The sequence below is a fragment of the Psychroserpens sp. genome (genome assembly GCF_036960315.1).
GTDB lineage: Bacteria > Bacteroidota > Bacteroidia > Flavobacteriales > Flavobacteriaceae > Psychroserpens.
Genome location: NZ_JBALVR010000001.1, coordinates 576,093 through 591,506, shown reverse-complemented (window position 1 = coordinate 591,506; position 15,414 = coordinate 576,093). Strand labels below are relative to the sequence as shown.

General features: G+C 33.7%; 14 protein-coding genes. 8 read left to right on the top strand and 6 right to left on the bottom strand.

The genetic code is table 11. The annotated features are described in order from the left end of the window. The first annotated feature begins 10 nt into the window (after positions 1-10). The 3 genes from V7719_RS02610 to rpsU all read left to right on the top strand — a co-directional run bounded on the left by V7719_RS02610 (position 11) and on the right by rpsU (position 3,872). Entirely contained in the window at positions 11-2,644 is a 2,634-nt protein-coding gene (locus tag V7719_RS02610) for an AsmA-like C-terminal region-containing protein (RefSeq protein WP_335728298.1), read from the top strand. Positions 2,645-2,784: 140 nt separating this feature from the next. Then, positions 2,785-3,648, top strand: a complete 864-nt coding sequence (locus V7719_RS02605) for a sigma-70 family RNA polymerase sigma factor (RefSeq protein ID WP_335728297.1) — start codon at positions 2,785-2,787, stop codon at positions 3,646-3,648. Positions 3,649-3,677: 29 nt separating this feature from the next. Next, complete coding sequence (gene rpsU, locus V7719_RS02600; protein WP_028873183.1) at positions 3,678-3,872, top strand: 30S ribosomal protein S21; 195 nt, start codon at positions 3,678-3,680, stop codon at positions 3,870-3,872. Between the two features lie 79 nt (positions 3,873-3,951). Here the strand turns inward: rpsU and V7719_RS02595 are convergent, their stop codons facing one another. After that, positions 3,952-5,262: an Omp28-related outer membrane protein gene (locus V7719_RS02595; RefSeq protein WP_335728296.1), complete on the bottom strand. Its 1,311-nt coding sequence runs from the start codon at positions 5,260-5,262 to the stop codon at positions 3,952-3,954. A gap of 160 nt (positions 5,263-5,422) precedes the next feature. Here V7719_RS02595 and V7719_RS02590 point away from each other — a divergent pair, with 160 nt between their 5' ends. Then, positions 5,423-5,908 (top strand): TlpA family protein disulfide reductase, encoded by a 486-nt coding sequence (locus V7719_RS02590; RefSeq protein WP_335728295.1) that lies wholly within the window; start codon positions 5,423-5,425, stop codon positions 5,906-5,908. Between the two features lie 28 nt (positions 5,909-5,936). Continuing rightward, positions 5,937-7,616 (top strand): DUF6029 family protein, encoded by a 1,680-nt coding sequence (locus tag V7719_RS02585; RefSeq protein WP_335728294.1) that lies wholly within the window; start codon positions 5,937-5,939, stop codon positions 7,614-7,616. Between the two features lie 49 nt (positions 7,617-7,665). Here the strand turns inward: V7719_RS02585 and rsmG are convergent, their stop codons facing one another. Further along, positions 7,666-8,295, bottom strand: a complete 630-nt coding sequence (rsmG, locus tag V7719_RS02580; protein ID WP_335728293.1) for a 16S rRNA (guanine(527)-N(7))-methyltransferase RsmG — start codon at positions 8,293-8,295, stop codon at positions 7,666-7,668. A 142-nt stretch (positions 8,296-8,437) separates the two neighbouring features. Between rsmG and V7719_RS02575 the strand changes: the two genes are divergently transcribed. Both V7719_RS02575 and V7719_RS02570 read left to right on the top strand, forming a co-directional pair. Beyond that, positions 8,438-9,535, top strand: coding sequence for a fatty acid desaturase family protein (locus tag V7719_RS02575; RefSeq protein WP_335728292.1), 1,098 nt, complete (start codon positions 8,438-8,440; stop codon positions 9,533-9,535). A gap of 13 nt (positions 9,536-9,548) precedes the next feature. Next, on the top strand, positions 9,549-10,733 hold the full coding sequence (locus tag V7719_RS02570) for a pyridoxal phosphate-dependent aminotransferase (protein WP_335728291.1): 1,185 nt from the start codon (positions 9,549-9,551) through the stop codon (positions 10,731-10,733). Between the two features lie 77 nt (positions 10,734-10,810). Here V7719_RS02570 and V7719_RS02565 read toward each other — a convergent pair whose 3' ends face one another. The 4 genes from V7719_RS02565 to trkA all read right to left on the bottom strand — a co-directional run bounded on the left by V7719_RS02565 (position 10,811) and on the right by trkA (position 14,536). Then, positions 10,811-11,086 carry a hypothetical protein gene (locus V7719_RS02565; RefSeq protein ID WP_335728290.1) on the bottom strand — a complete coding sequence of 92 codons (276 nt, stop codon included), beginning with the start codon at positions 11,084-11,086 and terminating at the stop codon, positions 10,811-10,813. A gap of 170 nt (positions 11,087-11,256) precedes the next feature. Beyond that, positions 11,257-11,511, bottom strand: coding sequence for a hypothetical protein (locus V7719_RS02560; protein WP_335728289.1), 255 nt, complete (start codon positions 11,509-11,511; stop codon positions 11,257-11,259). A 172-nt stretch (positions 11,512-11,683) separates the two neighbouring features. Continuing rightward, positions 11,684-13,177, bottom strand: a complete 1,494-nt coding sequence (locus V7719_RS02555; protein WP_335728288.1) for a TrkH family potassium uptake protein — start codon at positions 13,175-13,177, stop codon at positions 11,684-11,686. Positions 13,178-13,186: 9 nt separating this feature from the next. Next, a complete protein-coding gene (trkA, locus tag V7719_RS02550; RefSeq protein WP_335728287.1) occupies positions 13,187-14,536 on the bottom strand; it encodes a Trk system potassium transporter TrkA in 1,350 nt (449 codons plus the stop codon). 122 nt (positions 14,537-14,658) lie between these two features. Here trkA and ubiE point away from each other — a divergent pair, with 122 nt between their 5' ends. Next, positions 14,659-15,390 carry a bifunctional demethylmenaquinone methyltransferase/2-methoxy-6-polyprenyl-1,4-benzoquinol methylase UbiE gene (ubiE, locus tag V7719_RS02545; RefSeq protein ID WP_335728286.1) on the top strand — a complete coding sequence of 244 codons (732 nt, stop codon included), beginning with the start codon at positions 14,659-14,661 and terminating at the stop codon, positions 15,388-15,390. Positions 15,391-15,414 lie beyond the last annotated feature (24 nt).

The following is a 15,414-nucleotide window of genomic DNA, read 5'->3' as shown; positions in this document are numbered from 1 at the left end:
TTATTTTTTAATGAAGAAAGCACTTAAGATTACTGGAGTTACATTACTCATTATAACGACATTACTTGTTGCCATTCCGTTTGCGTTTCAAAATCAAATCAAGGATATGGTGAAGAATTTCATCAATGAAAACCTCAATGCTAAAGTAGAATTCAGTGATGTGAGTTTAAGCTTTATTCGAAGTTTTCCGCAAGCTTATGTTACAGTAGACGACTTGGTAATTACCAATTATAAGCCTTTTGAGAACGAAACCTTTGCTACTGCAAAGAAAATAGCGTTCACAATGTCTGTAAAGGAACTATTTAAAAGTGCAGACGTAGACCCAATTGTTGTCAACTCTATTACTGTAGACGAGGCTCTTTTATCACTGAAAACTAATGCTTTAGGAAACAATAATTACGACATCACTAAAGAAAATGAAAATGCTTCAGTTACAGATTCAACTAGTGGATTTGCTTTTGATATCGAAGATTATAAGATTCATAATAGCGCACTGACTTACATTGATGGAAAGTCAAACACAGAAATTTATATTTCAGAATTAAACCATTCTGGTAATGGGACATTTTCCGAAGAACAATCGCAACTCGACACCAAAACCACAGCCAATGTGAGTATGAGTATCGATAGTACGACATATCTAAACCATAATACTATAAAACTGGACGCTTTAATTGGGATTAATCTCAAGGAACAGAAATATACCTTTATGAAAAACAAAGGTTTCATCAACCAGTTACCCTTGGTTTTTGATGGTTATGTGCAACAATTGGAAGATGGTCAAATCATCGATATTACTTTTGAAAACCCTGAATCGTCTTTCAAAGATTTTCTAGCCGTTATTCCTGAAACATATTCCAAAAACATTGAAGATGTCGAAACTTCAGGTGATTTTAAAGTCAATGGGAAAATAAAAGGAAAAGTTACCGAAACTACAATCCCAACATTAGACATTAATATTTCATCTAACAACGCCTCGTTTAAATATCCAGATTTACCAAAGCGCGTCAATAATATTACCATTAATACGGCTATCAAAAACACGACAGGAAATATAGACGACACGTTTGTAGATATTAAAACACTCGACTTTAAAATCGATAATGATGTGTTTAAATCTAATGCCATTATAAAAAATATTACCGGGAATATGTTGGTAAATGCCAATATTGATGGAACGCTTAATCTAGCAAATATCACTAAAGCGTATCCCATTGATTTTGACAAACAATTGAGCGGAATTTTAAAAGGTAAAATCAATACGTCATTCGACATGAATGCGATTGAAACCAATGCTTATGAACGAATTAAAAACAATGGAAGTCTGAGTATTAGTGATTTTATATTTTCTTCGGAAGACATCGTAAACCCAATCCAAATCAAAACAGCAAGCATGACATTTAATCCTAGAAATGTATCACTCAACAACTTTGATGCTAAAACAGGATCTAGTGATTTTAAGGCTACGGGAACCATAAAAAATTTACTTGGCTTTTTGTTGAGTGATAAAAATTTACATGGAAATTTTATTGTGAACTCTAACCATTTTGTGGTGAGCGATTTTATGGTTGAAGATGAAACAGCTAATGAAAATTCTAACAAAACATCTTCTGATACTGAGTCATTGAAAATTCCTGATTTTTTAGATTGCACGATTAAGGTGAATGCAAAAACTGTAGTTTATGATAACTTACATCTTAAAGATGTTAATGGGACGTTGTTGATTAAAGATCAGGAAGCCGACTTAAAGAATTTGACGTCCAACTTATTTAATGGTGTTTTAGCCATAACAGGGAAAGTATCTACCAAAACTGACATTCCAGTTTTTGATCTTAATCTTGGCGCAGAAGATTTTGATATCTCCCAGTCTTTCCAGGCATTAGAATTACTTCAAAATTTAGCACCTATCGCCAAAATTTTAGAAGGCAAACTCAATACCGTTATTAAACTACAAGGGACACTTGACGAAGATTTCACACCAAATCTTAGTACGATTTCTGGTGATGCTTTTGCAGAATTATTAACCACAAGTCTTAAAGATAACAAAGCATCCATCTTAAATAAATTGAATGGCGCGTTGAATTTCATAGATTTTAACAAACTAGATTTAAAAGACATCAAAACACGATTAGATTTTTCGGATGGCAAAGTGAATGTAAAACCGTTGAGTTTAAAATATAATGATATTGACATCGTTGTCTCTGGATCCCACGGATTTGACAAAACACTCAACTATAATGCAGTGTTTCAAGTACCCGCTAAATACTTAGGAAGTGAAGTCAATCGTTTATTAGGAAAAATTAGCGACCCAGAAGTGAATAAAATTACTATTCCTGTTACTGCTAACATCACGGGGAGTTATACGAGTCCGAAAGTACAAACAGATTTAACTAGTGGTGTGTCCAACTTAACAAAGCAGCTTATCGACATCGAGAAGCAAATACTCATTAACAAGGGAACAGATAAGGTCAATAATTTACTTGATGATATTCTAGGCGGATCTAAAAATGAAACCACAAAAGATTCTACTGTGGTCAAAACGGATACTACAAAAGTGGATACGGTTAAGGAAAGCGTTAAAGACCTTCTTGGAGATCTGTTCAAAGACAGAAAGAAGACACAAGATTCGACTAAAAAACAATGATATTGACTTAAAGACGTTAATAAAACCTTAAAAAAACGCTATTTTTGTTTTTTTTCGCAAAGAATCACATTTTTATTTGGATTTCTCATTTTAAAAGTTACATTGAGCTCTTGCAAACTTTATAAATAATACTAGAATATATGAGGCAATTAAAGATTACCAAACAAGTTACCAACCGTGAATCTAAATCCTTAGACAAATACCTACAAGATATCAGTAAGTTACCAATGATTACTGCTGAAGAAGAAGTTGAACTCGCTCAACGAATACGTGAAGGCGATCAAGCGGCTTTAGATAAGCTCACGACTGCTAATTTACGTTTTGTGGTTTCTGTTGCTAAACAGTACCAAAATCAAGGGTTAACACTTCCAGATTTAATTAACGAAGGTAATGCTGGACTTGTAAAAGCTGCTAAACGTTTTGACGAGACTAGAGGATTTAAATTTATCTCCTATGCTGTATGGTGGATTAGACAAGCAATTTTACAAGCTTTAGCAGAACAATCTCGAATAGTTAGATTACCTTTGAACAAAATTGGTTCTATTAATAAAATCAATAAAGCGTTTTCGTTTTTAGAGCAAACACATCAACGTCCTCCTAGTGCTCAAGAAATAGCACAAGAATTAGATATGACCGTCTCAGAAGTGAAGCAGTCGTTGAAAAACTCTGGAAGACATTTATCAATGGATGCTCCTTTAAAAGAAGGTGAGACATCTAGTTTATATGATGTTGTGAAATCTGGTGAGTCACCAAATCCAGATGGAAACTTGATGAAGGAATCGCTTAATGTTGAAATTAATAGAGCTCTAGATACACTATCACAAAAAGAAAGTGATGTGATACGTTTAAATTTTGGATTGAGTGATGAGCCACCAATGACTTTAGATGAAATTGGAGCAACATTTGATTTAACTAGAGAACGTGTAAGACAAATTAGAGAAAAAGGAATTAAGCGTTTACGTCAAGATTCTAAAAGTAAAATATTAAAAACATATTTAGGATAGTCCTAAAACTGATAACCACAAGAATTACAATGATAAAGATTTTAGTTAAAGAAGGAGAAAGCATTGAACGTGCTTTAAAACGTTACAAAAGAAAACATCGTAACGTTAAAACGATGCAAAACATTCGTGAGAACCAGTTTTTCACTAAGCCATCGGTTAAAAGAAGACGTGAAATACAAAAAGCTGGTTATATCCAAAACATGAGAGATCAAGAGGATATTTAGTAGTTTTTTTACTTTAATATATATAAAAAGCCCTGACGTTATCGTCAGGGCTTTTTAAGCTTATAAGCATTCCTAAGAATTAATCAAATACTACTTCAGTATTTACTTCCGCTTTATTGATATTAATAATTGTGTTATTAGAGTTAACTAACATCGCTACAATTTCTAAGTTATTAGGATTACCAACTGAACCTGGAGGAATATTATAGTTAATCTTAGTTCTATATGTATTATTCGCAACCGCTTCTCCAGCAGGAATAACATCACCTAAAACATTTGTGAATGAATGACGCAACACATGGTTATGTACAAAATTCGGAATAGGATCTTGACCTCCATAATACTCTGGATAGTAATTTCTTTGACTTAGCACCAAGCCATTTTCTAATAAGAAAATAACAAGTTTTGCTCCATTAATAGTTTCACCAAATCCAACATTAACCATAAAAGAAAGACTACTCCCGCTTGAAGCTGAAGTAATTGAAACACCACTGGTCATATTACCTTCAGTTAAATTAGTGACTTGAGCTATATTATTAGTTTCTGGGAAAGCCCAATCTGCTTGTCTATTTACAATTGCAGTAGGCAATCCTGTTACACCAGCATTATTAGCCATTTGCACTCCATATTGATTCTGATAAGGATCACCATTAAACACGTGAGTAGCAACAATAACAACATCATCACTAGCGTCCTCAACCATCTCAATTGCCACAGCAACTCTAGTACAATAGCCACACCAATCACCGGTATAATCTTCAACCAGAGATCTTCTGTTATATGTTGCTGGCGTTGCAGCATTATCTTCAACTGTAACCATAATAGTTTCAGTCGTAAAGTTATCGAAAGTAGCATAAGCACTAATCGTTCCTACAGACTCAGGAATATATGAGCTTCCAGTTATAGATTGCTCTTCATCAATATAAATATTTGAGCCTTCTGTGACATCAATATCGTTACCTTGACTATCTGTTGCGAAAACTGTATATTTAATTCTAGATCCTAAATTAAGAGTCGTTTCATTAGCTATCATAGTTGCTGAAACAATTACAGGCAATACTTGAATTGTAATTCCAGGGCTAGTTAAATTATCATATGTAGCAGTAATTGTATAAGAACCGGCAGTTGCTGCGGTATAAACATTTCCGGAAATAGGCGCTCCATTTACTAAGACTGTTGATTCTGAAGTAACATTTACTCCATCACTAGTATTCACGTTGATAGTTACAGAATCACCAAAGTCTACAAAAAACGAACTGACATTAACCGCAATTGAATTTGGACCATTGTTACCATCACCACCATCTTCTCCGCTATCTGACGAGCTACAAGAAACTAAAGCTGCTACTGCAACGAAAAGAAAAATCTTAGTAAAATTTTTAATCTTCATAAGAATTATGTTATTTAAATGTTAAAATTAAGAGCACGAATATAAAAATATAATTCATCTTATTTTGTCATATTAGCACATTGTTTGTAAAAAAATTAAGAAACCTTTAATGTTTTTCAAAAAAAATTAACTTTGCCAACATAATATTTAAAATCTAATAATGAAAATACTAATCGCTCTTGTTCTTACCCTAACTTTTTCTTCTATTACTTATGCTCAGGATGAGCTTCCCAAGATGCAAATTAAAACGCTAAATGGAGATTATATTAATCTAGAAGACATTTCAAAAGACGATCAACTTGTTATAGTATCACTATGGGCAACATGGTGTGTTCCATGTAAAAAGGAACTTGATGCCATAAATGACGTTTATGAAGATTGGGTAGATGAAACAAAAGTGAAACTCTATGCAATTTCTGTAGACGACTCTAGAACGGTAAAAAGAGTAAAGCCCTTAGTAAGTGGGAAAGGCTGGGAGTTTGATATTCTATTAGATACCAATAGCGACCTTAAGCGACAACTAAATGCACCTACAATTCCTTTAACTTTACTGGTTAAAAATAACAAAATTGTTTACAGACACTCTGGCTATACACCTGGAAGTGAAGATGAACTTTATGAAAAAATAAAGGAACTCTCTAAATAAATCAACTAACCCCTCAACCCATAACTAAATGAATCGCTACAAATTAATAGCTATATTACTATGTGCTCCATTTTTTGTTTTTTCACAAGAAGATGAAGAAAAAAAAGACTACGGAAAACTTAGTGGAGGAATAGAATCAAACTCCCAATATTATGTTGATGATGCCAAGACTGGTGATTTTGAACAAGAAGACCCTTTTAGATCCAACAATTATTTGAGACTCAATTACAATTATAAAAACTGGTTCGCACATGTGCAATTGGAATCTTATGAACCGAATGCCATTCTTAATTTTTATCCCAAATATAAGGGCACAGACATTGGCACTTTTGCCGTTGGTTATAAAAACTCAAAAATTGAAGCGACTTTAGGACATTTCTATGAGCAATTTGGAAGTGGACTCATTTTACGTTCATGGGAAGACCGACAATTAGGAATAAATAATTCGATTCGTGGTGCAAATATAAAGTATCGACCTACGAATGATTTAGAATTCTCTGCATTATACGGAAGACAACGTGATGGTTTCGAAGTTTCAGATGGTAGTATTTATGGTTTTAATGCTGAAATTGGTCTGTCTTCTTTATTCAAATTTGAATCAACTGGCTTAGACCTAGGTTTGAGTTATGTTGGTCGAGATGAAGATTTGGATATCGATAATCCAGATTTTGAATCCTTAACCAATTCGTTTTCTGCACGATTAGATTTTACAGAGGGAAATATCTATTCTTCTATAGAATATGTTATGAAAGGAGAAGATGTCTATTCCGAATTAGGAAATATCATTGACGATAGATATTTTGACGGTAGTGCTATTCTTTTCAATATAGGATATGCCAAATCAGGATTAGGTATTGATGCTACATTTAGACGCATGGAAAACATGGCATTTTTCTCTGAAAGAGATGAATCGGCTAATGTCTTTAATCAAAACTATATCAACTTTATTCCTGCATTAACAAAACAGCATGATTATGGTCTAACCAATATTTTTGTATATCAATCACAACCGCGTCTAACGTTTAATCCGTTATTTAAATCTGGTGAAATTGGCGGACAAGTAGATATCTTTTACAACGTTAAAAAAGGAACCAAACTTGGTGGTAAATACGGAACGAAACTCGCTTTCAACTTCTCTACTTGGTCTGGTTTAAAAGGCGACTTTAATACTAACGACAGAACTTATGAAGACACCGATTTATTTGGGTTTGGCGATAAATACTTTGAAGAATTCAGTCTTGACATAAAAAAGAAGTGGTCACCTAAATGGTCTTCAATTGTTTCAGTTGTTAACACCTATTACAATGCGCGCTTTGTTGAAGACAGAACTGGTGAAGTCAATGCAACGGCATTAGTAGGTGAAGTTACTCGCAAATTTAACGGTGGAAAATCTATAAGAGCAGAATTATCACACCTATTTTCTGATGATAAAACAACAGAAAGAGCCAAAAATTGGGCTGGTGGAACTCTAGAATACAACTTTAGTAGTAGACTTAGTGTTTTTGCTACTGATATTTGGAATTATGGCAATCCAGATGAAGATCGCCAAGTCCATTACTATGCTTTTGGTGGTAGTTTCACAAAAGGTGCTACACGAGTTATGGCAAGTTATGGCAGGCAACGTGGAGGTCTAGTTTGTGTTGGAGGCATTTGTCGATTTGTTCCAGAGAATACTGGGTTTACATTAAATGTATCAACCTCTTTCTAGATTTTTTAACAACATAATATTTGAAAGCTCTGTGTATACGGAGCTTTTTTTATCTACGATATTTGAGTGGCAAATGCACCACTTTTTTTGTATCGAAAAAATCCTCTTTAAAATAATCACTTAAATTATAAACTGTCGCAGTTTTATAGGTTTTTAACTCTTCGGATAAATCACCACCTTTAAGATATAAGATTCCGTTTTTAAGTTCGTGGTTTTGTTTTTTTGCGATTTTCCCCCTTACCCAATTCACAAATGATGGCATCGCAGTCACTGCTCGGCTTACAATAAAATCAAATTGCTCGTCAATAGCCTCTACTCTACTATGTGTGGTTTTAACGTTTGTAAGACCTATAATTTCAGTAACTTCATCGACAACTTTTAGTTTTTTAGCAATACTATCTACTAGATGAAATTCGCATTCTGGATGCAAAATAGCTAAAGGGATTCCAGGAAAACCTCCACCTGTTCCAACGTCCAAAATACGAGCATTCGGTTGAAACCTCATCACTTTAGCAATGCCTAAAGAATGTAGTACATGACGTAAATACAGCTCTTCAATATCCTTACGTGACACGACATTAATTTTCATATTCCATTCCAGATACACCCCTTCAAGTTTTTCAAATTGAAGTGTTTGCTCTTCGGTTAAATCAGGAAAATACTGTTGTATAAGCTTCATGTATTTAAATTTCTACAAAAGTATACATTTTAATGTGGATATTTTTAGCATTTAATTAGGTAAATGGGAGCTTTTATTATTTATCTTTGTCCCCGAAACATAAAAATGTATTTTTTACGTTAGTATTGAAAATTTAATAGCAATGACAAAACAAACGTTATCTTTCTCAAGATCGGATTCTGCAAAATTCTTTAGAACGTTAAACAAACGTGTTAACGACTACTTCAAAGAAAACAATATTAAAAAAACAGGAAACTGGAAGCTGTACATAAAAGCTATAATAATGTTCGCATTATTACTTGGACCATTAGTATTATTATTGACCGTTGATTTACCAACCTGGCTACAGATTATATGTATGATGGTTATTGGTATTGGTATGGCGGGAGTAGGAATGAATGTGATGCACGACGCCAACCATGGCTCTTTTTCTAGCAAAAAATGGGTTAATAAATTAATGGGAAGCAGCATACACATATTAGCTGGTAACGATTACAACTGGAAAGTACAGCACAATGTGTTACACCATACATATACGAACATTCAAGGACACGATGAAGACATTGATGCTGGAAGAATAATTCGTTTTTCTAAACATTCTACATGGTTAAAAATCCATAAATATCAAAAATATTATGCCTTTTTATTATATGGTTTATTAACTGTTAATTGGGCTATAACAACAGATTTCAAACAAACCTACCAATACCTTAAAAGAAAATTGTCTTATGGCGATTTCCCTAATCCTGTTACACAATGGACGAAGTTAATTATTGGTAAAATATTATATTATTCTATTTGGGTAGTCTTACCTATAGCTTTAGGTTACGTTTGGTGGCAAGTTTTAATCGGATTTATAATTATGCATTATACTGCTGGAATTATTCTAAGTGTAGTTTTTCAATTAGCACATGTAATGCCAAATACTGAAATGCCTTTACCAGACGAAAACGGCACTATGAAAAATACTTGGGCAATTCACCAATTATTTACTACTTCTAATTTTTCTCCTAAAAGTTGGATCGTAGAGTTTTACACAGGAGGTTTAAACCGACAAGTAGAACATCATTTATTTTCTAATATAAGTCATGTACATTATAGAAAGATTGCTAAAATAGTTAAAGAAACAGCACGTGAATTTAGCTTGCCATATAATGAGTATAATACGATTTGGAAAGCAATTGCAGAGCACTATAATCAATTAAAAGTATTAGGGAAAAATCCTGCAGCACAAGCCTAACACTATTTTTTAAATGACACAACTTTCAGATAGAGTTCTTAATATGGCAACATCTGCCACATTAGCTATGGCTGCAAAAGCTAGAGAACTAAAAGCAGAAGGCAAAGATATTATTGGCTTAAGTCTGGGAGAACCAGACTTTAACACGCCAGATTTTATAAAAGATGCAGCTATTCAAGCTGTAAATGACAACTATAATTCTTACACACCTGTTGATGGTTATGTAGAATTAAAAGATGCCATTATCACTAAATTCAAAAGAGATAATAACCTTAGCTACAAACACTCACAAATCGTAGTATCCACTGGAGCAAAGCAATCCTTGGCAAATATCGCTGCAGTACTTCTAAACAAAGGTGATGAAGTTATTTTACCTTGCCCTTATTGGGTAAGTTATAGTGACATCGTCAAATTAAATGAAGGAGTCCCTGTTGAAGTTAATACATCTATAGAAAACGATTTTAAACTCACACCTCAACAGCTAGAAGCAGCTATTACACCAAAGACGAAAATGATTTGGTACAGCTCACCTTGTAATCCAAGCGGATCTGTTTACAGTAAAGAAGAACTCAGAGCTTTGGCAGATGTCCTTCAAAAGTATCCAAATATTATTGTTGTTTCAGATGAAATTTATGAGCATATCAATTTTATTGGGGGCCATGCAAGCATGGCTCAATTTGACGATATGTTTGACAGAACAGTAACAGTAAATGGTGTATCAAAAGCATTTGCAATGACGGGTTGGAGAATTGGATATATTGGCGCTCCTGAGAAGATTGCAAGAGCGTGTAACAAAATGCAAGGTCAAATCACCAGTGGAGCAAATTGCATTGCACAACGTGCTGTGATTACTGCATTAAACGCATCGCCCTCTCGTGTACAATTTATGGTTGACGAATTTAAGGTGAGACGCGAATTAATCTTAGGCTTATTAAGTGATATTGAAGGCTTTAAAACCAATGTTCCTGAAGGCGCATTTTATGTATTTCCTGATGTATCGCATTTCTTCGGAAAAACGTTTAAAGGACAGAAAATTGATAACGCTACAGACTTTTCATTATACCTGTTAGAACACGCCAATGTTGCTACTGTGACTGGCATTGCTTTTGGAAACCCTGATTGTATAAGAATTTCTTACGCAGCTTCACAAGAACAAATTATTGAAGCGATAAAAAGAATTAAGGAAGCGCTTAGTTAACAAAAATTAGATTTAAAACACAAAACCCTATTTAGTAAAAACAACTAAATAGGGTTTTGTGTTTTATATGATGCCATTCATCCATACTGAATTATATAAAACCAGTAGAAAACCACTACAAACACTACAGTTCCAATAATTATTTGTTTTTTAAGTAAGCGCCTGTTTTGTCTTCTTGTCTTAATTCTGACACGTCGCAACACGTGTGGTGATACTTTAGGTAATACATACGGTTTATAACCTTGTTTTTTTCCTGAGCCACCATTCATTTTAGTAAATGGTTTACGCCTTCCGTTTTTTAATAATTTTCTATTATTATTTAGGGTAGCATTCATTGATCCTATTGAGCTCATAATATCTTTATTTATTCTGAAATAGCTTCAGAAGTCCAACCGTTAAAATTGAAGTATATCATACCCTTCGATATAATTATTTACACCAAAATTGTATTGATTAAAAAGGTAAAAGATAGTTTTGAGTGAGAACTCAATCGTACCAGTTAAAAAGGTCTATTTGTGATAGCTTATATGATAAAGGCTAATACTGTTACAAAAACAGACAGTTTTAAAAGTGTATCGATATTTGAAGTAAATTGATAGCGTCTGCTTTTTACACGTTGCTTAATACCAAAGATTGAAGTTGAATCTGTGTTGCTTAAATTACATCTTGCAACAGACTTATAATTTGAATTTAATAAACCTTCTGGTCTAACAAATTCTGTTTCTAATCTACGTTTGTGCGAAGGCTCTAATTTTTGTGATGTTAATACTAATTCCATGATTGGTTAATTTTATTGATTATACTAATAAGACGTACATTCAGACAAAATGTTACAACGCGTTGAAGTTATAAACCCTTAAAAACCAATACAAAACTCCCGAAATACCTATAAATATTAACATTTCCGAAGAAAACTATATTTTAAAAAATCTTAAAAAAAATCAAAAAATTTATCTGTTTCGCCAGAAAAAAGGTGTCAATAAAATCAAAACTGTGAAGAGCTCTAAACGTCCAATAAGCATCAAAAATGCAGACCACCATTTTCCTAAAGCTGGTAATTCGCCATAGTTATTTACAGGTCCGAAATTACCCAATGCAGGTCCAACATTCCCTAAGCTTGAAGCCGATAAACCAATAGCAGATTCGAAATCAATTTGAAACATAGAAAACACTAAAGCCCCAACAATAAAGGATAACATATACAGTATAAAAAAGCCAAGAATATTAAACACAATACCTCCTGAAACCGCCTTTTTATTATATCTCACAGGCAGAATAGCGTTTGGATGTAATGCCCGTTTAAATTCTAAAAATGCGTTTTTAATCATTATCATATGACGCACAACTTTCACACCACCAGATGTACTACCAGCAGAACCACCTAAAAACATGAGACCAAAAAAGAGTACCACCAAAAACGGTGTCCATAAGGTATAATCTGCTGTAACAAATCCTGTTGTCGTTATAATAGCTATAACTTGAAAAAGGCCGTGTCTAAATGACGCTTCGGCTTTACCAAAAACCATTGGATGGTCTATTGAAGATATCGAAAAATCAGCTTTAAAATAAATAATCAGTGCTGCAATAATTGTAAATAAAGCAATAAACTTGAAATAGAGTTTAAACTCTTCATCACGTATGGCCTTTTGCACTTTACCTTTAAAAGCGAAGTAGCTTAAAACAAAATTTGTTCCCGCTAAGAACATAAATACGATAATAATATATTGAATCACTGGTTGCCCATTCCAATAAGCAATACTAGCGTTTTTTGTTGAGAATCCGCCGGTCGATAAGGTACACAGTGAATGGTTAATCGCATCAAAAAATGTCATACCTGCCACTTGAAGCAAAATAGTTTCAGCAGCTGTATATCCAAAATAAATGAGCCATAAACGTTTTGCAGTATCTGTAATTCTAGGATGCAACTTATCTGCATTTGGGCCTGGAGCTTCCGCCGCAAATAACTGCATACCTCCTATGCCAAGTAATGGCAAAATAGCTATCGCGAGAACAATAATTCCCATACCACCAATCCAATGTGTCATACTACGCCAAAATAAAATCCCTTTTGGAAGCGATTCTATATCGTTTAAAATACTAGCTCCGGTTGTGGTATAGCCAGACATCGTTTCAAAAAAAGCATTGGTAAAACTCGGTATGGTTCCTGTTATCAAATAAGGTAATGTTCCTGTTAATGCCATGACAATCCAACCAAAAGCAACTACAATATAACCCTCCCTTTTGTTAAGTTCTTTTCTGTGATTTTTGGTTAGTATCATAGAGACACCTCCAAGCATAAGCACTATGAGTCCGGCACTGAAAATCTCAAAAGTCACTCCATCATCATAGGCAAGACTTATTAATGTAGACAACAACATAAAGGCGCCATTGAAAAGACATAATAATCCAAAGAAATGAAAAATGATTTTGTAGTTGAGTTTCATAAGTTGAAATTATAAAAAGAATCGTTCAACCTTAGTTATGGATCTAGGCAAACAACAAACTACAACCTTATCTCCAACTTCTATTTTAAAGTCACCTAATGGAATCAGTCCAACATCATTTCTAATCACGCCTCCAATAATAGCTGAACGCGGAAAATCTAGATCCTTAATTACATTTTTAGTGATTTTTGATTTTGACGTGATTTCAAATTCAAGTAACTCGGCATTCATATTGCTCAATTTTGTCATTGCCAATACTTCACCTCGTCTAATATATCTAAATATATTGTTGGCTGCCAATAATTTTTTGTTGATTAATGTATCAATACCAATAGATTGTGATAATTGGTAATAATCCATATTCTCTACAAGTGCGATGGTTTTTTTTACACCCTTTGATTTTGCAACTAGACAGGACATGATATTGGTCTCCGAATTTCCTGTTACCGAAATAAAGGCATCCATCTCTGAGATATTTTCCTCTTCAAGTAACTCTACATTTCTTCCGTCACCATTAATAACTAATGCATTTGGTAAATCATCGGCACACTCAAAAGCGATATTCTTATCACTTTCAATGAGCTTGACCTTATATTTACTCTCACAAAGATCTCTTGCTGTTTTGTAGCCTATTTTACTTCCGCCGAGAATCATAATATTTTTGAGTTCAGCTTTGACTTTTCCAGACAATTCAAACAACTCTTCGTCACCTCCTTTGGAAGTCATAAACACAACTTTATCACCTTCTTTAAACTCTGTATCCCCTCTTGGAATAATAGTATATTGGGTACCGAAACGCTGGATAGCAATGGGTACAAAATGCAATTCAGGGAATACCTGAGCCGCCTCTCTTACCGTTTTTCCTACGAAACTTGCTGTTCTAGATAGACGCAAACTTAACATCGTTAACTTTCCTTCTTCAAACTCGTAAGTATCATTAAAACCATACTGATTTAAAAGGAGTTCTATTTCTGCTGCTGCTAATATTTCGGGAGAAATTAATTCGTCAATACCAAATTTGGCAAACCCTACATCGTCCTTTTCATCTAAAAATTCTGAATTCGATATTCTTGCAATGGTTTTTTTTGCTCCTAATTGTTTAGCCAGAACGCAAGCCGTAATATTTGTAGTTTCTGAAGAGGTCACAGCTATAAATAATCCCGAAGTATTAATTCTGGCCTCCTTTAGTATAGAAATTGAGGTAACATCACCTTTAATGACTCTAATATCTAGATGATCATTTGCATAAGCTAAGCTGTTTTTATCAGTATCTATCAAAGTAATCTCCTGAGATTCATACGACAGTAACTTCGCCAAATGAAATCCTACTTCTCCTGCACCTGCTATAATTATTTTCATTGATGTATGTATTCAAAAAAGCATACAAATATACTACATTATTATATCATAAGGCCACTTGCAAATAAGACAAACTTATTATTTAAAGCTATTAGTTTTCAGTATATTTGCAAAAAAAAGAAATGTCCTCAAAAGTTACTCCATATAAGGATAGTGATTTAAATAAAAAGCAACAAGTCACACAAATGTTTGATAATATCTCAAAAGAATACGATGGTTTAAATCGTGTTATTTCTTTTGGTATTGATATTAAATGGCGCAAAAAAGTTGTTGATATTGTTTCAAAAACAAAACCAGAACGCGTTTTAGATATTGCCACTGGAACAGGAGATTTAGCTATTAGTCTAGCAAAAACTGATGCCAAAGAGATAATTGGATTAGACATTAGCGATGGCATGTTAGAAGTGGGGCGACAAAAAATAAAAAGCAAAGATTTAGACAACCTCATTAAAATGGTTATTGGAGATTCTGAAGATTTACCATTCGAAGACAATAGCTTCGATGCGATTACTGTGGCTTTCGGTGTTCGTAATTTTGAAACTTTAGAAAAAGGCTTAGCAGAAATTTTCAGAGTACTAAAACCTAACGGCATATTTGTTATTCTTGAAACTTCTGTACCAACCAAAACGCCCTTTAAACAAGGCTATAAATTCTATACAAAATACATTTTACCTACCATAGGAAAACTCTTTTCAAAAGATCAATCTGCATACTCTTATTTATGCGAATCTGCATCTGTTTTTCCTTATGGTGAGGTTTTAAACAATATTTTACGTAAAATTGGGTTTATTAACGTGCAAGACAAACCACAAACTTTAGGTGTTGCAACCATTTATTCGGCAACTAAAGCTTAAGCGTTTCCAAGTCATTATCGTAAA